Here is a 24,234-nt window from a genome sequence, read left to right as displayed (position 1 = left end):
TTTCCTCAGTACCCGCTGCCGGACTTCGCCTTCTTGCGCCGTCGCGCCAGCATGTTGAGCCCCTCGACCAACGCCGAAAAGCCCATCGCCGCGTAAATGTAACCCTTGGGCACGTGGTAGCCCATGCCGTCGGCGATCAGCGTCATGCCGATCATCAAAAGGAAGCCCAGCGCCAGCATGACGATGCTCGGGTTCTTGGCGATGAAGTTGGCCAGCGGCCCGGCCGCCAGCATCATCACGCTGACCGCGACGATCACGGCGATGTACATGATGGCGATTTCGTCGGTCATGCCGACGGCGGTGATGATCGAATCGATCGAAAAGACCAGGTCGAGCAGCAGTATCTGGAAGATCGCCCCGGCAAGACTGATCTGCAGCGTCTCGCCCAGCATCGTGTCCTTGTGGTCGTCGGGGTCGACCGTGTGATGGATTTCCTTGGTCGCCTTCCAGACCAGGAACAGGCCGCCGGCGATCAGGATCAGGTCGCGCCAGGAAAAGCCGTGACCGAAGGCCGTGAAAACCGGCGCCGTCAGCTGGACGATGATCGAAATGGTGGCCAACAGCACCAGCCGCATGATCAGCGCCGCCGAGATGCCGAGGCGGCGGGCGCGGGCCCTTTGCGCTTGCGGCAGCTTGTTGGTCAGGATCGAGATGAAAATCAGATTGTCGATGCCGAGAACGATCTCCAGCACCACCAGCGTCAGCAGCGCGACCCAGGCCGTTGGGTCGGACACGAATTGAAAATGCGGCGCCAGGAATTCGATGAGCTGCATGGAGGTCGTCCCCTCTTTTAACGATCTAGAGCAGTGTCGCCGGCAATTAGGTACTAAGCGCGTTTATATCAATGTCACGACCAGAAGGATGGCGCGGTTTCCTCCAGCCGTGGCCCGCGACGAAACGGCGCGATCCGCTCTGTCAGTCCGGTGCGGTCGGAAATATCGACGCCGACGCCGCACAATGTCGCCGGTCCGGTCGCGGCCTCGAAACGCCCTTTCGGCACCTTCGACAGGAACCGGTTGAGCGGTTCCTCCTTGTCCATGCCGAGCGAGGAATCATAGTCGCCGCACATACCGGCGTCGGACATATAGCCGGTGCCGCCATTGAGGATCTGGTGATCGCCGGTCGGCTGGTGGGTGTGGGTTCCGATGACGAGGCTGGCGCGGCCATCGACGAAATGCGCGAAGCACATTTTTTCAGACGTCGCCTCGGCGTGGAAGTCGATGACCACCGCATCCGCCTGCTCGCCGAGCGGACAGGCGGCAAGCTCCCGTTCGCCGGCCTGGAACGGGTCATCGAGCTCGGGATGCATGAACACCCGGCCCATGATGTTGGCGACCAGCACGCGCGCACCGCTCCTGGCGATGTAGACGCCGGAGCCGCGCCCGGGCGTGCCTTTGGGAAAGTTGGAGGGGCGCAGGAAGCGTTCTTCGCGCGGCGCGAAGGCCAGCGCGTCGCGCTGGTCCCAGACATGGTTGCCGGTGGTGACGACATCGGCGCCGGCCGCGATCGTCTCGCGGAAGATGTCTTCGGTGATGCCGAAGCCGCCGGCGGCATTCTCGCCGTTGACGATGACGAAATCGAGTTTGAAATCGGAGATCAGCCCCGGCAGTTGTTCCCACACCGCCGTGCGTCCCGTCTTTCCAACCATGTCACCGAGGAAGAGAAGTCTCATAAGATCCCGCACCGAAAGTCAGCAAAGCAAAAGCTGCATGACGCCAGTGGAAGATCATGCGTCCATTTATCTACAATTTTGGCACGAAGCGGCGCAACCCGCTCTCGGTGAGTATTTCCGCGATGATGACGTCATGATCCTCATCCGGCACCTGCGCCACCTCCTGGCAATCAAAGGCGATGCCGATCAGCCGCGGCGGCTGTCCCTTGTCGATCAGCCCGGCGATGGCGCGGTCGTAATAGCCGGCGCCGTAGCCAATGCGATGGCCGCGCGCATCGAAGGCGGCGAGCGGCACCAGCATCACCGAGGGGTCGAGCACCTCGGCCTCCTCATGTGGACCGACCGTGCCGAAACCCATCTCAACCATCGGCGCGCCGCGCACCAGCTCGCGAAAGACGATCGTGGTCTTGTCGAGAATGGCCGGCAGGCAGAGCCGTGCACCCTTCTCGCGCAAGGCAAACATCAGCGGCCTGACGTCGACTTCCGAGCGCATCGGCCAGAAGCCGGAAACGATCTGCCCCGGCTCGATATGCAGGTGATCGCGTGCCGTCTCGGCCATTTCAAGCGCGACCTCAACCCGCCAGAATTCATTGAGCGCGTCGCGGCGCCCGAGGGCCTCGCGGCGAAGCTGCTTTTTCAGGTCTTTTGAGGATGTCATGCGCCGACGCTAGAAAAGGTCAGATTTGGATGGAGTTTTAGGAGCGACGTTTTGGAGGAGCGGAGCGAACTTTTCGTTCGTGAGCACCACACAAAGCGACGCGACGACGAAATCCGCCAAATATGGCCTTTTCGATGGGTGACGGTCCACACAACCGGTGGAGAGAGCGATCCCGGGAACCTACAAAGTAGGTGGGCGCCGTGTGAGAAAACCCACGGGTCTTCCCAGGGACAGCTCCCTAAGGATCGTTAAGGCCCCGGGGAAAATGTTCTCCTGCCGGGAAGCACAGACCGTCCCACCCAATATAGGCTGCTCATCGGGCAAGCGCCAGAGAGACAGAGTGGCCGGCGACTTTATTCGCTGCGAATCCGCTACCCCTGTTCAGCGCCGTTCGCCGCCGTGCCTTGCACTGGCAAGTCCGCCTCCTTACGGTTGTCATGGCAACCAAGGAGCAAAAATGCGTTTCGAAGGCACGGCGGCCTATGTCGCCGACAAGGATCTGATGGTGGCCGTCAACGCGGCGATCGCGCTGGAACGGCCCTTGCTGGTCAAGGGCGAACCCGGCACCGGCAAGACGGAGCTCGCCCGCCAGGTGGCGTCAGCACTTGGCCTCGACCTCATCGAATGGCACGTCAAGTCGACCACCAGGGCGCAGCAGGGCCTTTACGAGTATGATGCCGTCTCGCGGCTGCGCGACAGCCAGCTCGGCGATATCAGGTTCAACGACATCAGGAACTACATCAAACGCGGCAAGCTCTGGGAAGCGTTCGCGGCCGGCAGGAAAATCGTGCTTTTGATCGACGAGATCGACAAGGCCGACATCGAATTCCCCAACGACCTCCTGCAGGAGCTCGATCGGATGGAGTTCTTCGTCTACGAGACCGGCGAAACCATCCGCGCCGAGGTCAGGCCGATCGTCATCATCACCTCCAACAACGAGAAGGAATTGCCGGACGCCTTCCTGCGCCGCTGCTTCTTCCACTACATCCGCTTTCCCGACGTCGACACGCTGCACAGAATCGTCGACGTCCACTATCCCGGCATCAAGCAGAACCTGGTGCGGGCGGCCCTCACCCAGTTCTACGAGATCCGCGAGGTGCCGGGGCTGAAGAAGAAGCCGTCGACCTCCGAGGCACTCGACTGGATCCGCCTGCTGGTCGCCGACGATATCGCGCCGGAGGACCTGCGCGCCGACCCGAAGAACGCGCTGCCCAAGCTGCATGGGGCGCTGCTGAAGAACGAACAGGACGTGCACCTATTCGAGCGGCTGGCCTTCATGGCCAGAAGGCAGCAATAGGGCGGCAGCAGTAGCACTTTCCCTTCTGTGGACCGTTGCCGCCCGCCGAACTGGGAGGCAGCTTCGGCCAGAACCTTCGGAGGAGATGAAATGTCTGAGATTATTGTCCGCCCGCTCGCGCAGTCCGACCACGCCGACTGGCGGCGGCTCTGGACCGACTACCTGACCTTCTACGAGACGAAGCTGCCGGAAGAGGTCTACGCCGTCACCTGGAAGCGGCTGTTCACGGCGGGCGAGTTCGAGCCCAAGGGCTTCATCGCCACCCTCGACGGCAAGGCGGTTGGCCTCACCCACTATCTCTACCACCGCTCCGGCTGGTCGGAGAAAAACAACTGCTATCTGCAGGATCTGTTTGCCGACCCGGATGTGCGCGGCAAGGGCATTGGTGCTGCGCTGATCGAGGCGGTGAAACAGGAAGCCGCAAAAATCGGCGTCAAGAACGTCTACTGGATGACGCACGAGACCAACACCACCGCGCGCAAGCTCTACGACCATGTGGCGCGCCGGACCGGCTTCATCGAGTATGATCTATTGTGAAGAAAGTGGGAGATTGATATGGTCGCCATTGCGCAATATATTGCGCATGACCTGGGTGTGTAGTGCCGTTGATCGAGACCAATACGCGCGAAATTATCATCAGGCTTTTGCGCGATGGCTGGGTAAGTGTCGGCGGCGGCAAGCACGACAAGTATGAGCATCCGGAACGGCCAGAGGTGATGATCATCGTGCCTAGGCATCGTGAACAATCTCCCGGTGTCGCCCGGTCGATCGCCCGGCTGGCTGCATGGATTTGAGGACAGACCGCATGACGCATTATGTTGGAATTCTCGATGGGGCAGAGGACATCTGGGGGGTGCGAGTCCCTGATCTTCCCGGCTGCCATGGCGGCGGCGCAAGCCCCGAAGAAGCCATTGCCGATGCCACTTCCGCCGTGCGCGAATGGGTCGAAGCACGTGCGACGAAACATCTGCAGTTACCGGTCTCGCGTACGGTGGCGCAATTGCTCCTGCAAGACGAACTCGATACTGCCGCAGGCGAATCCGCCGTGATGATCCCGGTGCTGATCGACTCGGGCCGGCCCGTCCGAGCCAATCTGTCGCTCGACGCCGGTCTTCTGGCGGCGATCGACGAAGAAGCAGGCCGGCGTGGCCTGACGCGTTCCGCATTCATTGCAAGCGCCGCACGAGAGAAGATCGAGGGCCACAGATAACCGACAATGTTCATTCCCTTCTTCCTCGAACTGAAGGCAGCGCGTGTTCCCGTTTCGCTGCGGGAATATCTGTCGTTGCTGGAAGGGCTGGAAGCCGGGCTGGTCGACTATGATGTCGAAGGTTTTTATTACCTCGCCCGCATGGCACTGGTGAAGGACGAGCGTCATATCGACCGCTTCGACCAGGTGTTCGCGCATGTCTTCAAGGGCATCGAAGCACTGGGCGGGCCGGATGCCGTCGATGTCGCCAACATTCCCGAAGAATGGCTGCGCCGCCTCGCAGAAAAGCACCTGACCGACGAAGAGAAAAAGCTGGTGGAGGCGCTCGGCGGTTTCGAGAAACTGATGGAGACGCTGAAGCAGCGGCTCAAGGAGCAGAACGGCCGCCACCAGGGCGGCTCGAAATGGATCGGCACCGACGGCACCTCGCCTTTCGGCGCCTATGGCTATAATCCCGAAGGCGTGCGCATCGGCCAGCATGAAAGCCGCAACCGCCGCGCGGTGAAGGTGTGGGACAAGCGCGAGTTCAGGAATTTCGACGATGCCGTCGAGCTCGGCACCCGCAATATCAAGATCGCGCTGAAGCGTCTGCGCCGCTGGGTGCGCGAGGGTGCCGAGGAGGAGTTCGACCTGCCCGGAACCATCCACGCCACCGCCGAGCACGGCTATCTCGACGTGCGGACGCGGCCGGAACGCCGCAACGCCGTGAAGCTCCTGATGTTCTTCGATGTCGGCGGCTCGATGGACGATCACATCAAAAGCGTCGAGGAGCTGTTCTCGGCCGCCCGCGCCGAATTCCGCCAGCTCGAATATTTCTATTTCCACAACTGCCTCTACGAGGGCGTGTGGAAGGACAATCGCCGCAGGCATGCCGAGACGGTCCCGACCTTCGACCTCCTCCACAAATATGGGCCCGACTACAAGGTGATCGTCGTCGGCGACGCTTCGATGAGCCCCTACGAGATTGCACACCCCGGCGGCTCGGTCGAGCACTGGAACCCGGAGGCCGGAGCCGTCTGGCTCGGTCGCCTGCTGCAGCAATGGCCGAACGCGGTGTGGCTCAATCCCGAGGCCGAAAAGAACTGGGGTTACACCCATTCGATCGCGATGATCCGCGACATTTTCGGCGGCCGCATGTTTCCGATGACACTGGCCGGGCTCGAAAGCGCGACGAAGCAGCTTTCAAGGAAGCATTGAATGGACCGACGGGAAACCTGCTTTCTCTGCCTGCAATGCGGCGTCCAGTTCGCGGCAACAGAGGCGCCGCCGGAACACTGCCCGATCTGCGAGGATGAGCGCCAGTATGTGCGCTGGAAAGGCCCAGCGTGGATTACGTCGCAGGAACTCGCTGACGGACATCGGCTTGTGATGAAGGACGATACCGGCGTGCTCGCCTTCGGCATCGAACCGCGCTTCGCCATCGGCCAGCGGGCGCTGCTGGCGCAGACGCCGCACGGCAATGTGCTGTGGGATTGCATTTCGATGGTGACCGACGAGGCGGTGGCCGAAATCAACCGCCGCGGCGGCCTGACGGCGATCGCCATCTCGCACTGCCACTATTATTCGGTGATGGTCGAGTGGAGCGAGGCGTTTGGCGGCGTGCCGATTTATCTCCACGCCGACGATCGTGAGTGGATCATGCGGCCGCACAAGGCGATCGTCAGTTGGCAAGGCGAGATGTTGGTCATCAACCCGTCGCTGACACTCATTCGCTGCGGCGGTCACTTTGCCGGCGGTCAGGTGCTGCACTGGAAACGCGATGGCGGCGACGTCTTGCTGGCCGGCGATATCTTGCAGGTGACGCCGACGCGCCGCCATGTCTCTTTCATGTACAGCTATCCGAACTACATCCCGCTCAATGCTGCCACCGTGCACCGCATCGCCTCGGCGCTGGAGCCGTTCCAGTTCGACCATATCTACGGTGCATGGTGGAACCAGAATGTCATCGGGGATGCAAAAGGGGCATTAGCCACATCGGTCGCCCGCTATCTCGCGGCGATCGCATAAAGACGCCATCGAAATTGCGGGCAAATGCCGTAACAAATGCCTATCTTGGTGCGAATATGAAGTCGCAATCCGCGCATGACGCCGAACCTCCGGTTCGGAAAGGATCATGCGCAAAAACCAAAGCGCTACAGCGTCCTTTGCGCGTCCGATGGACGCGCGGCGCTGTAGTAACGAGCCGGCAAGGCTGAGGAGATCGAATGGACACCCATACCTACCCCGTAACCCGCACCGACGCAGAATGGCGCGCCCGGCTGACGCCGGAGCAATATGCTGTCATGCGCGGCCATGGCACCGAGCGACCGGGAAGCTGCGCTCTGCTCTACGAGAAGCGCGCCGGCACGTTTTCCTGCGTCGGCTGCGATCAGTCTTTGTTTGAATCCAAACTGAAGTTCGAGAGCGGCACCGGCTGGCCGAGCTTCAACGACCCGGTACCGGGCTCGGTCGAGAACACTGTCGACCGCAGCTACGGCATGGTCCGCACCGAATGCCACTGCGCCCGCTGCGGCAGCCATCTCGGCCATGTCTTCGAAGACGGCCCGCCGCCGACTGGCCTGCGCTATTGCATCAACGGCGTGGCGCTGAAATTCGAGCCGGCGGCTTGACGCAAGTCGCCCAAAAGTGCGCAGCGGTTTTGGGACAACGACATGCATAGAACTCAAAGCGCGACGCGCTTTGAGCCAAACGATCGCTAGATAGATAGGAAGGGCGGCTGCGGCCGCCCTTTTTTGTTTGCGGTCCGTGAAATTGGTTGGTGCCGTCGATACTCGCTCAGGCCACGACCGTCAGGATCAGCCACAATATGGCGCCGAGCGCCATCAATGAAGCTTTGGTGCCACTGGCCTTTTCCGTGGTTCGCCATACGGCAAAGGTCAGGAAGATGTTGTAGGGCACCAGCGCGAAATGCACCGCCAGAACCAGCACAAGCGGCAGCTTCAGCGCAAGCAGGATGATCGCGGCCACCGCTGATGCGACGTTGAGCGCCGTGCCGACAAGAACAAGGTCGCGCCAGAACAGCCGGTCGAGCGGCACCAGGCCTTGCCAGCGTGAGCGGAAGAAGGATCCGACGCCTTCTGGCAACACCTGATATCTACCCCTGTCCCAGGACTTCTGTCACCGCGCGCTCGATACGCGAGCATTCGGTCACCAGCCAATCGGTCATCGCCGGCCAATTGTCTTCGGCATAACAGTTCACCCGCCACATCGAATTGATGCCGAGGCCTTCGCAACTCTGTTCCGGCTTAAGCTTCAGCCTGTCTTCGATCGCCGGCTGGAACGGCTTCAGCCGCGACCAGGCTTGCGTGGCGCCGAACTTCTCGTTGCGGCCGAAAAAGACGCCGACATGGTTCTGTGCCGGCGCGACATACATGGAAAGGACCAATGCGAAATCGGGCAGCCCGCGCTGCCAGAACCAGGGTCCGCGCCTCGCCATCAGAGGCTTTTCTTCCGGATGCCGTTCGGCGAACAGCATCCAGAAACCGCGTTGGCGGAATTCAGAAGCACGGCGGGCGCCGAAGTCGAATTCGCTCATGGTCCGAACCGTTTCTCCGGCAACCGCATTGGGCGCCGGGCCGGTTAGTCTTACACCATGCCCAGTGCGGCCTTGTACAGATCGAGGATGGTCTCCTCTTCCTGCCGCTCGGCCTGGTCCTTCTTGCGCAGCCGGATGATCGTGCGCATCGCCTTGGTGTCGAAGCCGGTGCCCTTGGCCTCGGCGAACACTTCCTTGATGTCGTCGGAAATAGTCTTCTTCTCTTCCTCGAGCCGCTCTATGCGCTCGATGAAGGCACGCAGCTGGCCGGCGGCAACAGTCTGGCTGGTATCGGTGATATCGTCGGCCATTTTTTCTCCACATCGTTTTTCGCGCCGCGACTCGGTGACGACGGCGGCAAATTTGAGCCGGTTCGATGCCCGACCAGCGGCGGCGGGTCAAGCCGTTATCGATGCTGCATGAAAGGCTGCCGCCATGATGCGGACAGCCATCCCCAGGAAGGTAGCATTATCCGAAGGCGATCAGCAGATCCTTTGCATCGATCTGGTCGCCGGCCTTGACCAGCACCTCGGCGATGGTGCCGTCGCGCTCGGCATGCAGCGCCGTCTCCATCTTCATCGCCTCGATGGAGAGCAGCACGTCACCGGCCTTCACGGCCTGGCCGGCAGCAACCGCAAGTGCGGAGACGACGCCCGGCATCGGCGCGCCGACATGGGCCTCGTTGCCGGGCTCGGCCTTGCGGCGGGCCTTGGCGGCGGACGCGCCATGGGCCCTGTCGGGCACCTTGACGCGGCGCGGCTGGCCGTTGAGTTCGAAGAACACGGTGACCATGCCCTTCTCGTCGACATCGCCGATGGCAAGGCAGCGCACCACCAGCGTCTTGCCCTTCTCGATGTCGACGAAGATTTCGTCTTCAGGTTTCATGCCGTAGAAATAGGTCGGCGTCGGCAGGACGCTGACCGGACCGTAGGTCTCCTGCGCGCCGGCGAAATCCGTAAACACCTTGGGATACATCAGCCACGAGGCGAATTCGAACTCGCTTAGCTTACGATCGAGCTTCTCCTCGATCTCCTTGCGGTTGGCCTTGAGGTCCGCCGGCTTGAGCAGCGAGCCAGGCCGCACCTTGATCGGCTTGTCGCCCTTCAGCACCTTCTTCTGCAGCTTCTCAGGCCAGCCGCCGGGCGACTGGCCGAGATCGCCGCGCAGCATCGAGACGACCGAATCCGGGAAGGCGATATCCCTGTCCGGGTTTTCGACATCGGCGACGGCCAGATCCTGGCTGACCATCATCAATGCCATGTCGCCGACGACCTTGGATGACGGCGTCACCTTGACGATGTCGCCGAACATCAGATTGACGTCGTGATAAGTCTGCGCCACTTCGTGCCAGCGTGTCTCCAGCCCGAGCGAGCGCGCCTGCTCCTTGAGATTGGTGAATTGTCCGCCCGGCATCTCGTGCAGATAGACTTCCGAGGCCGGTCCCTTGAGGTCGCTTTCGAAGGCGGCATACTGGTTGCGTACCGCTTCCCAGTAGAACGAGATTTTCCTGATCCAATGCGGATCGAGGCCCGGGTCGCGTTCGGTGCCCTTCAGCGCCTCGACGATCGAACCCAGGCATGGCTGCGAGGTGTTGCCCGACAGCGAATCCATCGCCGCGTCGATGGCATCGACGCCGCTGTCGACCGCCGCCAAAACCGTCGCCGCCGACAGGCCCGACGTGTCGTGGGTGTGGAAATGGATCGGCAGGTCGGTCGCCTCGCGCAGCGCCTTGAACAGCACGCGTGCGGCGGAAGGCTTCAGCAGTCCGGCCATGTCCTTGACGGCGATGATGTGGGCGCCGGCCGCCTGCAATTCCCTAGCCAGGCCGACATAGTATTTGAGGTCGTATTTCGCCCGCGCCGGATCGAGGATGTCGCCGGTATAGCAGATCGCTGCTTCGATCAGCTTGCCCTCGGCACCGACCGCATCCATGGCGACGCGCATGTTCTCGACCCAGTTCAGGCAGTCGAACACCCGGAACAGGTCGATGCCGCCGGCAGCCGCCTGTTTGACGAAATGCTGCACGACATTGTCGGGATAGTTGGTGTAGCCGACACCGTTGGCGCCGCGCAGCAGCATCTGCAGCAGCAGATTGGGCGCCGCCTCGCGCACCAGCGACAGCCGCTCCCACGGATCCTCGGTGAGGAAGCGCATGGCGACGTCGAAGGTGGCGCCGCCCCAGCATTCGAGCGACAGAAGCTGCGGCAGGGCACGCGCATAGGTACCGGCGATGCCGGCAATGTCATGCGTGCGCATGCGTGTCGCCAGCAGCGACTGATGGCCGTCGCGCATCGTCGTGTCGGTGACCAGCACCTCTTTCTGGTCGCGCATCCAGGCGGCGAATTTCTGCGGGCCCAGCACATCCAGCTTCTGCTTGCTGCCGACGGGCACATTTCCGTTGAGGTAGGGCACCACAGGTGCCGCCGCATCGGCCTTCGGCTGTGGCCGGCCGCGCGTCTCGGGATGGCCGTTGACGCTGACATCGGCGAGGTAGTTGAGCAGCTTGGTCGCGCGGTCCTGGCGCTTGACCTGCTGGAACAGCTCCGGCGTCGTGTCGATGAACTTGGTCGTGTAGGAATTGTCGGCGAAGCTCGGGTGGTTGATGATCGCTTCGAGGAAAGTCAGATTGGTGGCGACGCCGCGGATACGGAATTCGCGCAGCGCCCGGTTCATGCGGGCGATGGTCTCGGCAGGCGTCGGCGCCCACGCCGTCACCTTCTCCAGCAGCGGATCGTAGAAGCGGGTGATGACCGCGCCCGAATAGGCGGTGCCGCCATCGAGGCGGATGCCGAAACCCGTCGCGCCGCGATAGGCGGTGATGCGGCCGTAATCCGGGATGAAATTGTGCTCGGGATCTTCCGTGGTGATGCGGCACTGCAAGGCGTGGCCGTTCAGCCTGATGTCGTTTTGCGCCGGCACGCCCGATCCCGGCGTGCCTATCGCAAAGCCGTCGAGGATATGAATCTGCGCCTTGACGATGTCGATGCCGGTCACCTGCTCGGTGACGGTGTGCTCGACCTGGATGCGCGGGTTGACCTCGATGAAGTAGAATTTGCCGGTGTCGGCGTCCTGCAGGAACTCTACCGTGCCGGCGCCGATATAGCTGGTCTCGCGCGCGATCTTCAGCGCATGGCCGCAAAGCTCCTCGCGCTGCGGCATTTCGAGATAGGGCGCCGGCGCCCGCTCGACGACCTTCTGGTTGCGGCGCTGGATCGAGCAGTCGCGCTCGAACAGATGCACGGCATTGCCATGCGTGTCGCCCAGCACCTGCACCTCGACATGGCGCGCGCGCTCGATCAGCTTTTCGAGATAGACCTCGTCCTTGCCGAAGGCGGCCTTCGCCTCGCGCTTGCCTTCCGTGACTTCACGGGCAAGGTCGGCTTCGGCGCGGATGGCACGCATGCCGCGGCCGCCGCCGCCCCATGACGCCTTCAGCATCACCGGATAGCCGATCTGCTTGGCCAGTTTCTTGACCGCATCCATGTCGTCCGGCAACGGATCGGTGGCGGGGATCACCGGCACGCCGACCTCGATGGCGAGATTGCGCGCTGCGACCTTGTTGCCGAGCCGCCGCATCGTGTCCGGCTTCGGCCCGATGAAGGTGATGCCGGCCTCGGCACAGGCGTCGGCGAATTCGGGGCTTTCCGACAACAGCCCGTAGCCGGGATGAATGGCATCGGCACCCGAAAGCCTGGCGACGCGGATCACCTCCTCGATCGACAGATAGCTTTCGATCGGTCCCATGTCCCGGGTCAGATGCGGCCCGCGTCCGACCTGGTAGCTCTCGTCGGCCTTGAAGCGGTGCAGCGAATACTTGTCCTCCTCTGCCCAGATCGCCACGGTTTTGAGACCGAGTTCGTTGGCCGCGCGAAAGACGCGAATGGCGATTTCGGACCGGTTGGCGACGAGGATCTTCGTGATGGCCAAGGACTGGGCTCCAGCAACGGAAGGAAGAGAAATCGGCGCAATGATTAGCGTGAAAATGCTGCAGCGCAAACAAAATTGACGCGCATTTAAACCGATTGAAATGGAATCTTTGCGGCAGGGGCGGTCGCATTCAGTCGAACACGCAAGGAAAGCGCCGGCGCTGCCGGCAACGCGCGATCATTTTCCGGCTAAAGGCCCCGGCCGTATCGACTTGCCGGCCCCTCCGGAGCAGACCCGGCTCAAACGAAAAATGCCCGGCGCGAGGCGCCGGGCATTCCGTAGAAATCGAGACTGACGAGCTTACATCTTCTGGATGTAGGTGTACTTGCCGTCGTCGCCCTTCTTCCATTCGTACATGACGTAGCCGGGCAGCGTCGGGTCGCCCTTGGCGTCATAGGACAGGTCGCCCAGCACGGTCTTGAACGGGCCGTTTTCATGCAGCGCCTTGGCAACTGCCTGCGGGTCGTTCGACTTGGCAGCGGTCGCTGCTTCCGCGATCGCCTGCACGGCTGCGTACGAGTAGAGCGTGTAGGCTTCCGGCTCGAAGCCCTGCGCGCGGAACTTCTCGACGAGTTCCTTGTTGGCGGGGATCAGGCGCGGATCCGGGCCGAACGTGTTGAGCGTGCCCGCAACCGCGTCACCCGCGATCGAAGCCAGCTCGTTCGACACGATGCCGTCACCGGAGACCAGTGTCGCCTTCAGGCCCTGGTCGGCCGCCTGGCGGATGATCAGGCCGGCTTCGGTGTGCAGACCGCCCCAATAGATGATGGTGACGCCGGCTTCCTTCATCTTGGCGATCAGCGCCGAGAAGTCCTTGTCGCCGACATTGATGCCTTCGTACATGACTTCCGTCACGCCGGCGGCGTTCATTGCCTTCTTGGTTTCGTCGGCAAGGCCCTGGCCGTAGGTGGTCTTGTCGTGGACGACGGCGATCTTGGCGTCCTTGAAGTTGGTCGCGAGATAAGCGCCGGCAATGCTGCCCTGCTGGTCATCGCGTCCGCAGGTGCGGAACACGTTCCACAGGCCGCGCTCGGTGAACTTCGGGTTGGTCGCAGCCGGGGTGATCTCGACGATGCCGTTTTCCGCATAGACTTCCGATGCCGGGATCGAGACGCCCGAGTTGAAGTGCCCGACCACGAACTTGACGCCGTCGCCGACGAATTTGTTGGCAACCGAGATGCCCTGCTTCGGATCGGAGACGTCGTCGCCAACCTCGAGCTTGATCTGCTCGCCGTTGATGCCGCCTGCCGCGTTGATGTCGGCGACAGCCGCTTCGGCACCCTTCTGCAGCTGTGCGCCGAAGGCTGCGTTTGGACCGGTGATTGGGCCGGCGACGCCGACCATTACGTCAGCCCACGCGGCACCACCGAACGCGACAAGCGCGGTCAGGGCGACGGCGGACAAAAGTGACTTTTTCATTTAAACGCTCCCATTAACGGAGTGGGCGTGGATGAAGCTTTCATGCGATGCCCACCCTTATCGCAGAAAGCATAGTTTGCCGATTTTCAGGCACTTGTCACGCCGATTCAATTCCGATGCGGCGTTAATGATGAACGTCAACCTTTCGGTTTCCAGCTCAAGATTGAAGCTCTTTCGTAGAGCCAATTATACTGTGTAACCATCTGGTTTGTGCGCGTGTATTGAAAGCCGACAAAGCCGAGGATCATCAGCACGATGGTGTCGACGATGTAGTAATGCAGCGAGAACATCGTGCCGCCGAACAGCGCGTGATGGATGAAGCGGATGCCGATCCCGAGGCCCAGCATATAGGCGAACAGCTGAATAAAGCTGCGCCATGTCTGGGCGCTGGCCTTGCCGGTCATCCAGGCCGCCCAGCCGCCGAGCAGACAGGTGACGAAGAAGAACTGCCAGATCGAGGGTTCCTCATAGAGAATGCCCTGCATGATGAAGTCTCCTTATCATGATCCCGAAAAGTTGCAGACTTTTCGGACAAAGATCATGCGACAAACAAACAATTGGGAGCGGAATACCGAACGCACACATTCCGCTCCAAACTCAGTGGTGTCCGCCTTCGAGATAGGCGGCGCGCACTTCCGGATTGGCGAGCAGTTCCTTACCGGTGCCGCTCATCGTCACATTGCCGTTGACCATGACATAGCCGCGCGTGGCGAGCTTGAGAGCGCCGAAGGCGTTCTGCTCGACCAGGAATACGGTCAGCCCCTGCGTGCGGTTCAACTCGCGGATGGCGTCGAAGATCTGCTTGACGATCAGCGGCGCCAGACCCAGCGACGGCTCGTCGAGCAAAAGCAGCTTCGGCCGCGCCATCAGCGCGCGTCCGATCGACAGCATCTGCTGCTCGCCGCCCGACAGTGTGCCGCCGCGCTGGGCGATGCGCTCCTTGAGCCGCGGGAACAGCTTGAACACCTTCTCGACGTCCTCGTCATAGTGTTGGAGGTTGTCGAGGCTGGCGCCCATCTGCAGGTTTTCCATCACCGTCATGCGCGGAAAGATGCGCCGGCCTTCGGGCGATTGGGCGATGCGCATGCGCGCGATCTCGTGCGTCGGCAATTGCGTGATGTCGGTGCCGGCGAAGGTGATGGTGCCGGCGCGAGCCCGCGGCGCGCCGAAAATGGTCATCATCAGCGTCGACTTGCCGGCGCCGTTGGCGCCGATCAGCGCCACGATCTCACCTTCCTTCACGGTGACATCGACGCCGTTAAGCGCCCGGATGTTGCCGTAGTAGGTCTGCACGCCCTTGATATCGAGCAGCGTTGTCCTGGCCATCACTTGCCCCCTCCGCGCTTGCCCGCCACAGGCTTGGCAGCAGTTTTTCCGGAAGCATGGCTGGTCGCCACCTTGCCCGCATCGACGCGGCGCGAGAATTCCGTGTCCTTGCCCTGGCTGAGCAGCTTGGCCTGCTTGACCCATTCCTCGCGCGCGATGCGCCCGTCGAAGGCAAGATAGGCTTCGGCGGCTTCGACGTCGGCCTTTTTCCAGGCGCCGATCTGGTCGAAATGGAAGATGCCGTGATCGTTGAGCTTCTTCTCGTTGACCGAACCGATCCCCCTGATGCGGGTCAAATTGTCGGCCTTGCCGCCGCGAGGCGCCGCCAACCGGTTGGAGATCCCCCCGGCCTTCGCCGCCGGAGCCTTGGTTGCCGGTTTGGCCGGTCCGGACGCCGCGGTCGACTTTGCAGTCGTCCCGGTGGTCGTCTTTGATGCCGCCTTCGGAGCCGGCTTGGCCTTTGACGCCGGAGCAGGCTTCTCAGCCGGCACCGCCGCCGCCGGGGCCGCCTTGTTTGCAGCGGCGAGCGATCGTGCATCGACCTGACCGGCCTTCGAGGCGCCCTTGGCTACCGTAACCCGCTCGCCCGAACTATGGCCGACCGTGTCGGTCACCGGCCCGGCGAGATAGGAAGACGATGTCCCCGGGCCGTGTGCTGCATCCGGCCCCGTATCGAGCTGTTCGATGACGTCTTCATCGCCGACTTCGGTCAGCACCGACTCGACTTCCTCGTCATCGACGCCGAGATAGGCGGCGATGACGCGCGGGTCGGTGCGCACCGACTGCGGACTGCCGTCGGAGATCTTGCGGCCATATTCCAGCACCACGACATGGTCGGAGATTTGCATGACCACCGACATGTCATGCTCGATCAACAGGATCGAGGCGCCTGATGTGTTCTTGATATCGATCAGCAGCTCATTGAGCGCCGCCGATTCCTTCGGATTGAGGCCGGCTGCCGGCTCGTCGAGGCATAGAAGCTCCGGCCCCGTGCACATGGCGCGCGCGATCTCGAGACGCCGCTGCGCGCCATAGGGCAGGTCGCCGGCCGGATCGTCGGCGCGGTCGACAAGATCGGCCTTCTCCAGCCAGTGCTTGGCAAGCTCCACCGATTCGGCCGAGGCCTTGCGGTAGCCGCTGAAGCCGAACAGGCCCAGGATCGTATAGCCCGAGGCTTTCATCAGCTTGTTGTGCTGGGCAACCAGCAGGTTCTCCAGCAGCGTCATGCCCGAGAACAGGCGGATGTTCTGGAAGGTGCGCGCCACCTTGGCGCGCGCCGGGATCTCATGGTTGGGCAGTCGCTCGAGCAAATAGCTCGTGCCGTCGTTCCGGTTGAGCGTGATCATGCCTTCCGACGGCTTGTAGAAGCCGGTGATGCAGTTGAACACGGTGGTCTTGCCGGCGCCGTTGGGGCCGATCAGCGCGGTGATCTCGCCGCGCCTAGCGGCGAAGGACAGGTCGCCGATGGCTACCAGGCCGCCGAACTTCATCGACAGATGCTCGACCTGCAGGATGGCGTCGTTCATGCCCGGATTGGTCCCCTGAATCGTGCTCGCATTCATCAGCCGTGGCCCTCCTTGGTGAAGGAGCCGGAGACCGCTCTTCGCACCTTGAGGAAGGCGGTCGGCTCGCGACTGCCGACAAACCCGCGCGGCTTCCACAGCATGACGATGACCATGGCCATGCCGAACAGAAGCATGCGGTAGAGTTCCGGCGTGAAGTCCGGCCCAAATATCTGCTTGAGGAAGTCGAGCTCGCGCAGCGCCTCGGTGCCGCCGATCATCACCATCGCGGCAACCGCAATGCCGACCAGCGAACCCATGCCGCCGAGAACGACGATGGCCAGGATGATGGCCGATTCCAGGAAGACGAAGGATTCCGGGCTGACGAAGCCTTGCCGCGCGGCGAAGAACGAGCCGGCGAAGCCACCGAACATGGCGCCTGTGGCAAAAGCCGTGAGCTTAGTTGTCGTCGTGTTGATGCCCAGAGACCGGCAGGCGATCTCGTCTTCGCGCAGCGCTTCCCATGCGCGGCCGACCGGCAGGCGCCGCAGCCGGATGGTGACGAAGGCGGTGAGCAGGCACAGGCCCAGGATGAGATAATAGAGGAAAATCTTGTAATACGCGCCCGACTGGGCGATGCCCAACACCTTGGCGATGTAGTTCGGGTCTGACACGTTGAACGACATCAGGCCGAAGAAGCTGACCTTGGGAATGCCGGAGATACCGGCCGACCCGTTGGTGACCTCGCGCCAGTTGATCAGCACCAACCGGATGATCTCGCCGAACGCCAGCGTGACGATTGCCAGATAGTCGCCGCGCAGGCGCAGCACCGGGAAGCCGAGCAGCACGCCCCAGAAGGCGGCCATGGCACCCGCTGCCGGCAGCAGGATCCAGAACGACAGGCCGTATTGGGTGCCGAGCAACGCATAGGCATAGGCGCCAATTGCATAAAAGGCGACGTAGCCGAGATCGAGCAGGCCGGCGAGGCCGACGACGATGTTCAGGCCCCAGGCCAGCATCACATAGATCAGGATCTGGATGCCGAAATTATCGACCCATTTCAGCGAACCCTGCAGCCCTCCGACAATCGACCAGGCACTCAGCGACAGCACCGCGACCACGAGGATCGGGTACAGCACAAGCGCGGCAATGCCGAGTTTGGTGAAGTTGGCATGGATGAAGGCTCTGAAATAGTAGATCACGCAAGCCAGCACATAGACGACCGCCAGGGCGCGCAGGAATTGCAGATAGCCTGCCGGCTCAGCTCCCACCCATCCGACGAAAGAGTTGTTGAACACGAACAGCAGCACCGCGGCGATGATTGCCACGATAAAGGCCGGCAACTGGAAGAAGCGCGACGCCACGCTGGCCGGCAGCAGACCGGTGGCGACGTCGGTGATCTTCTGGTTGGCCAGGAAGGGCTGGCCATAAGCGACATAAAGAAACCGCCCGACAGCCGTGGCGATCACCACGGCGGCAAGCAGGCCCCAGCGCGTCGTCAGGACCAGCTCATTGGAAATGTTCTGACCCGTCTTCAGGCCGATGAACAGCACGAACAGGCCAAACGCTATGGCGCCGGCATAAAGCGCCTCGCGCGTGGCGCGCTGCATGGGGGTGGCGACGGCGTCGCGCTCCGGAGATACGGTGACGGCCATGGTCTCAGACCTTTTCGACTTCTGGCCGGCCCAATATGCCGGAAGGCAGGAAGATCAGCACGATCGCCAGGATCGAGAACGCCGCGACGTCCTTGTAGTCGATCGAGAAATAGGCCGACCACATGCTCTCGATGAAGCCGATCATCAGCCCGCCGAGCACCGCACCCGGCAGCGAACCGATGCCGCCCAGCACCGCCGCCGTGAAGGCTTTCACGCCGGGCGTGAAACCGTCCGAGAAGGCAATGACGCCGTAATACATCAGGAAGAGCGTACCGGCGACGGCGGCAAGGGCCGCACCCATGATGAAGGTAATCGAGATGGTGCGGTCGACATCGATGCCGAGCAGCGCCGCCATCTTGCGGTCCTGCTCACAGGCCCGCTGCGCCCGCCCAAGCGAAGTCCTGTTGACCAGATACCAGAACAGCGCCAGCAGCAGCGCCGTGACGATGACGATGATGATCTGCTTCAGCGACACACTGATGCCGTTGATGTTGTAAACCTGCGAAACCATCGGCGGGATCGGCTTGTTGCGCGGCCCCTGCGTCACCTGGACGAAATTCGACAGCGCGATCGACATGCCGATCGCGGTGATCAGCGGCGCCAGCCGGAATGAGCCGCGTAGTGGCCGGTAGGCAACCTTCTCGATCGTCCAGTTGTAGAGGCTGGTGAGCAGCATCGCCACGATCATCATGAGCAGCAGCGCCAGCACCACCGGCACCGAATAGAACAGCGCGCCAAGTGCGAGGAAGACGATCAGTGCCGTGAAGGCACCCACCATAAAGATATCGCCATGGGCGAAGTTGATCATGCCGATGATGCCGTAGACCATCGTGTAGCCGATCGCGATCAGCCCATAGATCGATCCCAGCGTCAGCCCGTTGATAAGCTGCTGGACAAAATACTGCATGTGTACATGGCTCCCCTGGAATGTCGCCCATGCAGACGCATTCCTTTTCGTATTTCCCCTAGTCGTAAAGTTTCGAGCCCGGATTGCAACGTCATTTTTCAATCGTCATGCGTGTTTTCGCGGCACGCCGTCCGATTGCCCGTTTTCTCTCATCCGACCCCTGGACTATCGCGGACCCTACCATTGGCATAACGCAATGTCTTTGACGATTCGACCGCATCATGCGCCCCGTTTCGAAGAAATCGCCGTCAAAATTAGGTGATGAGAAGAATCGTTGCGTTGCTGACACGGCCCGTTTTTCGTTCCGTTCCTTTCCCCGGGGTCAGGTTCCCCTTCACTTGACCACAAAACCATGCGCGAACGGATCGCGGTCGTCGATGAAAATGGTGTTCAATCCGGTCATCCGCGCCCAGCCGCCGATCGACGGAATAATGGCCGGTTTGCCGGCGATGGTGACGTCCTTTTCGACCTTGCCCTTGAACAGCGAACCGATGATCGATTCATGGACGAAGCTGTCGCCGGCCTTGAGTTTGCCCTTGGCATGAAGCTGCGCCATGCGCGCCGAGGTGCCGGTGCCGCAGGGCGAGCGGTCGATCGCCTTGTCGCCGTAGAACACGGCGTTGCGTGCGTCCGCACCATCCACCGTCGGCGCGCCGGTCCACAGCATGTGCGACAGCCGGTTGATGCCCGGGTTCTCCGGATGCACGAAGGAATATTTCTCGTTGAGCCGCTGCCGCACCACCGGGCTCCAGGCAATGAAGTCGCCCGCCGAATGATCGGCCATGTCACGATAGTTCTTCTGCGGCTCGACGATGGCGTAGAAGTTGCCGCCATAGGCGACGTCGACGGTGATTTCGCCGAGCTGCGGACACTCGACCGTCAGCCCCTCTGCGTAGAGGAAAGACGGCACATTGGTGATGCGCACCTCCTCGACATAGTCGCCGACTTGGCTGTACTCGGCGATGACCAGGCCGGCCGGCGTGTCGAGCCGAAGCACGCCCGGCGTCTTCGGCTTGATCAGCCCATGCTCGATGGCAAAAGTCACCGTGCCGATGGTGCCATGGCCGCACATCGGAAGGCAGCCGGAGGTTTCGATGAACAGGATGGCGATGTCGCAATCCTCGCGCGTCGGCGGATAGAGGATGGAGCCGGACATCACGTCGTGGCCGCGCGGCTCGAACATCAGCCCGGTGCGGATCCAGTCATACTCTGCGAGGAAATGCGCCCGCCGTTCCATCATCGTCGAGCCCTGCAGCAGCGGGCCACCGCCGGCGACCAGGCGCACCGGATTGCCGCAGGTGTGGCCGTCTATGCAGAAGAAGGATTTCTTGGCCATGACGCTCCTTGAAAAATCAAAACCCACGAAAGTCAAAATCGTTGTGGACTGAAGGGGGCCAGATCGATCGGCGAAGTCTGCCCCAGGACGAGGTCTCTGATCAACCGTCCGGTGGCCGCCGCCTGGGTCAGGCCGAGATGGCCATGGCCGAAGGCATAAACCACCGACCTCCTTCCCGGCGCGCCGCCGATGACAGGCACCGAATCCGGCAGCGAGGGACGGAACCCCATCCATTCGCGCCCGCCCGAGGGATCGAGGCCCGGCAGGAACTTCTGCGCCTTCCGCAACAGCGCCTTCGACCTGGCATAATTGGGCGGCCGCTCGATGCCGCCAAGTTCGACCGCGCCGCCGACGCGCAGGCCCGTTTCGAGCGGCGTGATGACGAAGCCGTGCCCCGAGAAGATCAGCATCCGCTTCACGTCGAAGGCGCTCGTCGGCAGCGTGGTATTGTAGCCGCGCTCGGTCTCCAGCGGAATGCGATCGCCGAGCTGCCTCGCCAGCTGATGCGACCAGGCGCCGGCGGCGATGACAAGATGCCGGGCTTGCCTGGTCGTGCCGTCAGCCAATGCCAGCGCAGCACCTTCCTGGTTGGCTGTGACGCGATCGATCCGTGCCTTTTCAAAGCGGGCGCCCTTGGTCTGCGCATAGGCCCACACCGCCTTGCCGAGCAGTTTCGGGTCGGCGACGGTCTTCCATCCCGGCACGAACGTGCCCTTGACGAAGCGTGGCGAAAGCCCCGGCTGCAAGGCAGCCAGCTCTTCGCCCTCGACATGGCGAAAGCCGATGCCGAAACGCTCGCGCACCGCCCAGCCGGGCAGCCCGGCCTGAAACTCGGCTTCGCTTTCGTACAGTTCGAGTGAACCGTCCTCGCGCAGCATCGACCGCGTTCCGGAGCGATCGAGCAGCCCCATCCACTCCGCTTCGGCGAGCTTCATCATGCCAGCCTGGGCGGCGAGGCTCGCCTCGTATTTTTCCGGCGCCCCGGCGCGCCAGAAGCGGATTAGCCAGGGCAGAAGCTTCGGCAGATAGGCCGGTGGAATGCTGAGCGGGCCGAGCGGATCGGCCAGCCATTTCGGCAGCTGCCGCACCATGCCCTTATGCGCCATCGGCAGCACGTCGGAAAAGGCAAAGGCGGCGGCATTGCCGGAACTCGTCTCCTCGCAAATGCCCGTCCTATCGAAGATCGTGACATTGCGTCCCGCCTCGGCCAGAGAAGCGGCGGCACAGATGCCAATGATGCCGCCACCGACGATGGCGATGTCCGAGATCTCGGTTGGCGCCGTCACGACCGGATATCTCCAGGGTTGAGGGCTTTTGTCATCAGCGGGTTTTCCCGGTCGGACTGGGCGACCGTCCAACCGAGGGCCTGATAAAACCCTTCTGCCTCCTTGGCCGCATTGACTTCAAGCTGCTCCAAACCAAGGCGGCATGCATAGGCCTCGACTTCCTGCATAAGGATTCGGCCGAAGCCACGCCGCTGCATGCCCGGCTCGATGGCAACGAGCCGGGCAACACCAAGACGCGGACCGGCAACGTCCAGCCTCGCGGTCCCTACCGGCACGCCGTCGCGAATGAGGAGTAGTGGATGATTGCTCGCAAGGCGGTCGTCGGGATGCCGTTCGTCATAGCCATCCAAGCCCCGGTCCTCCCAAAGAACGCGCTTGCGAATACGATGATATGCCGCCCAATCCCCATCGCTTTCGACGCGCTTGAGATGGATCCGATTCGGCATATAACTTTCCTCAGAACGACGGCAGTGTTGGCCGAACCGCCAGCGCGTCCTTGACGATCTTCTCGACTGCCTTGCGGCGCTCGCCCGACAGCGGCTGGCGCGGCATGCGGACGCGGTCGTTGGTGTTGATCGCGAACACTTCGGCAAGCTTGATGTTCTGGACCAGATAGGTCGAGACGTCGAGATCGAGCAGCGGACGGAACCAGCGGTAGATAGCGAGCGCCTCTTCGCGGCGGCCCTGCTTCATCAGCTGGTAGATGGCGACTGTCTCGCGGGGGAACGCGGTGACCAGTCCGGCCACCCAGCCGATGGCGCCGACCGACAGCGCCTCGAAGGCGAGATTGTCGACGCCGGTGAACAGGTCGTAGCGGTTACCGAGGCGATTGATGATCTCGGTCGAGCGGCGGATGTCGTCGGAGGATTCCTTGATGGCGACGAAGCGCTTGTCCGATGCCAGCTCTTCCATCTGGTCCACGGTGACGTCGACGCGGTAGGCAAGCCGGTTGGAGTAGATCATGACCGGCAGGTCGCCGGCCTCGGCGACAGCGCGGAGCGCCGCGACCGTCTCTTCCGCATTGGTGTGATAGATCGGGCTCGGCACGACCATCAGGCCGTTGGCGCCTTCTTTCGCGGCGCGCCTGGCGATACTGGCGGCCTCACGGGTGCCGGCCTCGTTGACGGTCAGCAGCACCGGCTTCTTGCTGGCAACTTTCTGCGCGGTCTTCAGCACTTCGATCTTCTCGTCGGGCGACAGCATCGGCCCTTCGCCGAGCGATCCGCAGACGATGATGCCGTCGCAGCCGGCCTCCATCTGCAGGTTGAAGCAACGCTCCATCTCGCCATGATCGAGACGATCATCCGCAGTGAATTTGGTCGTGACGGCTGGAAAAACTCCGGTCCACATGATCATCTCTCCATCTGATATATCAGCCGTATATCTATTAAGAAACTACCTGTCAATGCGGATTCCGTTGTGATATATGCAAGATATATCAGGAGAGCGCCTTTGATATCCATGGAAGCCAGCACCGTGACCGAGCCAGCCGCGACCAAGGCCTATCATGTGCTCGAGCACATGATCGTCACGCTCGAGCTGGCTCCTGCGAGCTTCGTCACCGAGGGCGCCCTGATCGACAGGCTCGGGCTTGGTCGCACGCCGGTACGCGAGGCGATCCAGCGGTTGGCGTGGGAAGGGTTGCTCGACGTGCGACCGCGCGCCGGCATCGCGATCGCTCCGCTGCATCCCGGCGACTGGCTGCGCGTGCTCGACGCGCGCCGCGGCGTCGAGGTAGTGCTGGCCCGTTCAGCCGCCCGCTTCGTCACCCGCGAGGCAGCCGACCTGTTTCACGAAGCAGCGCTTGCCATGCAGAAGGCGGTCATCGCGGGCAACGTACTTGCCTTCATCCAGGCCGACAAGGCGCTCGACGAAGCGCTAGCCCTGGCCGCCGACAACCCATTCGCCGCTCGGCTGGCGGCCCCCTTGCAGACCCACAGCCGCCGCTTCTGGTTCCGCTACAAGGCCGACACCGGCCTTGCCGAATCCGCCGAGCACCATGTCGCGCTGATCCGCTCGATCCTCGACGGCGACGAGGAAGCCGCGGCCAAGGACGCCAAGCGGCTGATGGCGCTGCTGCGCGGCCACGCGGAACTGGCTGCCACGCGCTGAGAGCCCTCAAATTGGCCCGGCATCTGTCCTCGGGTCTTTTCCGCGCTTCGGTTCAGGCACCTGGCAAGGCAGCCGTCACCAACGCACCGTCCCAACCTTCGCCTGCGGTGATGACGCAGCTCTGACCTTGCGTATCGGTGGCGAGGATAGTCCAGGTGCCCTGGTCGGAAACGAAGACTTCGAGAATCACGCTCGGGTTGACCAGGCCGCGCGCTGCCTCGCTTTCGTGAAACTTCTCGCCGAGCGCCTTGATCATATCCGCTCGGGCTGCGCATTGTCCGGCCGCCAAGGCCGGGACTGCAAAACACGAAGACGCAGCACAAAGTAGCATTGCCATGAGACGTGTCATCCGACATCTCCTTGCGCCACGCGGTGCCCCCGAAGCTGTCGCT

At 62.3% G+C, this 24,234-nt stretch carries 26 protein-coding genes and 1 other RNA gene; 8 read left to right on the top strand and 19 right to left on the bottom strand.

From position 1 onward, the window contains the following. Positions 1-5: 5 nt before the first annotated feature. The 4 genes from NKI73_RS18110 to ssrS form a co-directional block, all read right to left on the bottom strand. The gene (locus tag NKI73_RS18110; protein ID WP_352631980.1) at positions 6-773 is read right to left on the bottom strand and encodes a TerC family protein; all 768 of its coding nucleotides are present in this window, start codon (positions 771-773) and stop codon (positions 6-8) included. A gap of 74 nt (positions 774-847) precedes the next feature. Further along, positions 848-1,672 (bottom strand): TIGR00282 family metallophosphoesterase, encoded by an 825-nt coding sequence (locus tag NKI73_RS18105; RefSeq protein ID WP_352631978.1) that lies wholly within the window; start codon positions 1,670-1,672, stop codon positions 848-850. A gap of 70 nt (positions 1,673-1,742) precedes the next feature. Further along, the gene (locus NKI73_RS18100) at positions 1,743-2,330 is read right to left on the bottom strand and encodes a 5-formyltetrahydrofolate cyclo-ligase (protein WP_352631976.1); all 588 of its coding nucleotides are present in this window, start codon (positions 2,328-2,330) and stop codon (positions 1,743-1,745) included. 139 nt (positions 2,331-2,469) lie between these two features. Further along, positions 2,470-2,625, bottom strand: a non-coding RNA gene (gene ssrS / locus NKI73_RS18095) — 6S RNA. A 162-nt stretch (positions 2,626-2,787) separates the two neighbouring features. Here ssrS and NKI73_RS18090 point away from each other — a divergent pair. From NKI73_RS18090 to msrB, 7 genes are all read left to right on the top strand, one after another. Next, positions 2,788-3,627, top strand: coding sequence for an AAA family ATPase (locus NKI73_RS18090; RefSeq protein ID WP_352631974.1), 840 nt, complete (start codon positions 2,788-2,790; stop codon positions 3,625-3,627). Positions 3,628-3,717: 90 nt separating this feature from the next. After that, positions 3,718-4,164 (top strand): GNAT family N-acetyltransferase, encoded by a 447-nt coding sequence (locus NKI73_RS18085; protein ID WP_352631973.1) that lies wholly within the window; start codon positions 3,718-3,720, stop codon positions 4,162-4,164. Between the two features lie 68 nt (positions 4,165-4,232). Next, complete coding sequence (locus NKI73_RS18080) at positions 4,233-4,421, top strand: type II toxin-antitoxin system HicA family toxin (protein ID WP_352631972.1); 189 nt, start codon at positions 4,233-4,235, stop codon at positions 4,419-4,421. 11 nt (positions 4,422-4,432) lie between these two features. Continuing rightward, entirely contained in the window at positions 4,433-4,837 is a 405-nt protein-coding gene (locus NKI73_RS18075; protein WP_023758609.1) for a type II toxin-antitoxin system HicB family antitoxin, read from the top strand. Between the two features lie 6 nt (positions 4,838-4,843). Then, on the top strand, positions 4,844-6,034 hold the full coding sequence (locus tag NKI73_RS18070; protein ID WP_352631971.1) for a vWA domain-containing protein: 1,191 nt from the start codon (positions 4,844-4,846) through the stop codon (positions 6,032-6,034). After that, complete coding sequence (locus NKI73_RS18065; protein ID WP_352631970.1) at positions 6,035-6,844, top strand: MBL fold metallo-hydrolase; 810 nt, start codon at positions 6,035-6,037, stop codon at positions 6,842-6,844. Positions 6,845-7,041: 197 nt separating this feature from the next. Then, on the top strand, positions 7,042-7,446 hold the full coding sequence (gene msrB, locus NKI73_RS18060; RefSeq protein WP_352631968.1) for a peptide-methionine (R)-S-oxide reductase MsrB: 405 nt from the start codon (positions 7,042-7,044) through the stop codon (positions 7,444-7,446). 166 nt (positions 7,447-7,612) lie between these two features. On the opposite strand, the gene NKI73_RS18055 is transcribed toward msrB, so the two are convergent. The 14 genes from NKI73_RS18055 to NKI73_RS17990 form a co-directional block, all read right to left on the bottom strand. Next, positions 7,613-7,924, bottom strand: coding sequence for a hypothetical protein (locus NKI73_RS18055; protein WP_352631966.1), 312 nt, complete (start codon positions 7,922-7,924; stop codon positions 7,613-7,615). Positions 7,925-7,931: 7 nt separating this feature from the next. Next, on the bottom strand, positions 7,932-8,372 hold the full coding sequence (locus tag NKI73_RS18050; protein WP_352631964.1) for a hypothetical protein: 441 nt from the start codon (positions 8,370-8,372) through the stop codon (positions 7,932-7,934). Positions 8,373-8,422: 50 nt separating this feature from the next. Next, positions 8,423-8,683, bottom strand: coding sequence for a DUF2312 domain-containing protein (locus NKI73_RS18045; protein ID WP_013529099.1), 261 nt, complete (start codon positions 8,681-8,683; stop codon positions 8,423-8,425). A 157-nt stretch (positions 8,684-8,840) separates the two neighbouring features. Further along, entirely contained in the window at positions 8,841-12,299 is a 3,459-nt protein-coding gene (gene pyc / locus NKI73_RS18040; protein WP_352631962.1) for a pyruvate carboxylase, read from the bottom strand. A 300-nt stretch (positions 12,300-12,599) separates the two neighbouring features. Further along, complete coding sequence (locus NKI73_RS18035) at positions 12,600-13,718, bottom strand: branched-chain amino acid ABC transporter substrate-binding protein (protein ID WP_352631960.1); 1,119 nt, start codon at positions 13,716-13,718, stop codon at positions 12,600-12,602. 137 nt (positions 13,719-13,855) lie between these two features. After that, positions 13,856-14,203 carry a DUF6867 family protein gene (locus tag NKI73_RS18030; RefSeq protein ID WP_352631958.1) on the bottom strand — a complete coding sequence of 116 codons (348 nt, stop codon included), beginning with the start codon at positions 14,201-14,203 and terminating at the stop codon, positions 13,856-13,858. A gap of 112 nt (positions 14,204-14,315) precedes the next feature. Then, a complete protein-coding gene (locus tag NKI73_RS18025) occupies positions 14,316-15,044 on the bottom strand; it encodes an ABC transporter ATP-binding protein (RefSeq protein WP_352631956.1) in 729 nt (242 codons plus the stop codon). Beyond that, entirely contained in the window at positions 15,044-16,606 is a 1,563-nt protein-coding gene (locus NKI73_RS18020) for an ATP-binding cassette domain-containing protein (protein WP_352631954.1), read from the bottom strand. Before NKI73_RS18020 ends, NKI73_RS18025 begins: the two co-directional genes overlap by 1 nt. Then, positions 16,606-18,201, bottom strand: a complete 1,596-nt coding sequence (gene livM, locus NKI73_RS18015; RefSeq protein ID WP_352631952.1) for a high-affinity branched-chain amino acid ABC transporter permease LivM — start codon at positions 18,199-18,201, stop codon at positions 16,606-16,608. The genes NKI73_RS18020 and livM overlap by 1 nt, the downstream gene beginning before the upstream one ends. A gap of 4 nt (positions 18,202-18,205) precedes the next feature. Continuing rightward, complete coding sequence (locus tag NKI73_RS18010; protein ID WP_352631950.1) at positions 18,206-19,108, bottom strand: branched-chain amino acid ABC transporter permease; 903 nt, start codon at positions 19,106-19,108, stop codon at positions 18,206-18,208. 334 nt (positions 19,109-19,442) lie between these two features. After that, positions 19,443-20,444 carry a 4-hydroxyproline epimerase gene (locus NKI73_RS18005; protein WP_352631948.1) on the bottom strand — a complete coding sequence of 334 codons (1,002 nt, stop codon included), beginning with the start codon at positions 20,442-20,444 and terminating at the stop codon, positions 19,443-19,445. 32 nt (positions 20,445-20,476) lie between these two features. Continuing rightward, the gene (locus NKI73_RS18000) at positions 20,477-21,730 is read right to left on the bottom strand and encodes an NAD(P)/FAD-dependent oxidoreductase (protein WP_352631946.1); all 1,254 of its coding nucleotides are present in this window, start codon (positions 21,728-21,730) and stop codon (positions 20,477-20,479) included. Beyond that, a complete protein-coding gene (locus NKI73_RS17995) occupies positions 21,727-22,176 on the bottom strand; it encodes a GNAT family N-acetyltransferase (protein WP_352631944.1) in 450 nt (149 codons plus the stop codon). Before NKI73_RS17995 ends, NKI73_RS18000 begins: the two co-directional genes overlap by 4 nt. A 10-nt stretch (positions 22,177-22,186) precedes the next feature. Next, the gene (locus NKI73_RS17990) at positions 22,187-23,080 is read right to left on the bottom strand and encodes a dihydrodipicolinate synthase family protein (RefSeq protein ID WP_352631942.1); all 894 of its coding nucleotides are present in this window, start codon (positions 23,078-23,080) and stop codon (positions 22,187-22,189) included. Positions 23,081-23,191: 111 nt separating this feature from the next. Between NKI73_RS17990 and NKI73_RS17985 the strand changes: the two genes are divergently transcribed. Further along, positions 23,192-23,842, top strand: coding sequence for a GntR family transcriptional regulator (locus NKI73_RS17985; RefSeq protein ID WP_352632069.1), 651 nt, complete (start codon positions 23,192-23,194; stop codon positions 23,840-23,842). A 52-nt stretch (positions 23,843-23,894) separates the two neighbouring features. Here the strand turns inward: NKI73_RS17985 and NKI73_RS17980 are convergent, their stop codons facing one another. Beyond that, positions 23,895-24,098 carry a hypothetical protein gene (locus NKI73_RS17980; RefSeq protein WP_352631940.1) on the bottom strand — a complete coding sequence of 68 codons (204 nt, stop codon included), beginning with the start codon at positions 24,096-24,098 and terminating at the stop codon, positions 23,895-23,897. Positions 24,099-24,234 lie beyond the last annotated feature (136 nt).

The sequence above is a fragment of the Mesorhizobium sp. M0496 genome (assembly GCF_040321205.1).
Taxonomy (GTDB): Bacteria; Pseudomonadota; Alphaproteobacteria; order Rhizobiales; family Rhizobiaceae; genus Mesorhizobium.
The sequence above is the reverse complement of the archived record's forward strand: the minus strand, read 5'-3'. Positions and strand labels throughout refer to the sequence as shown.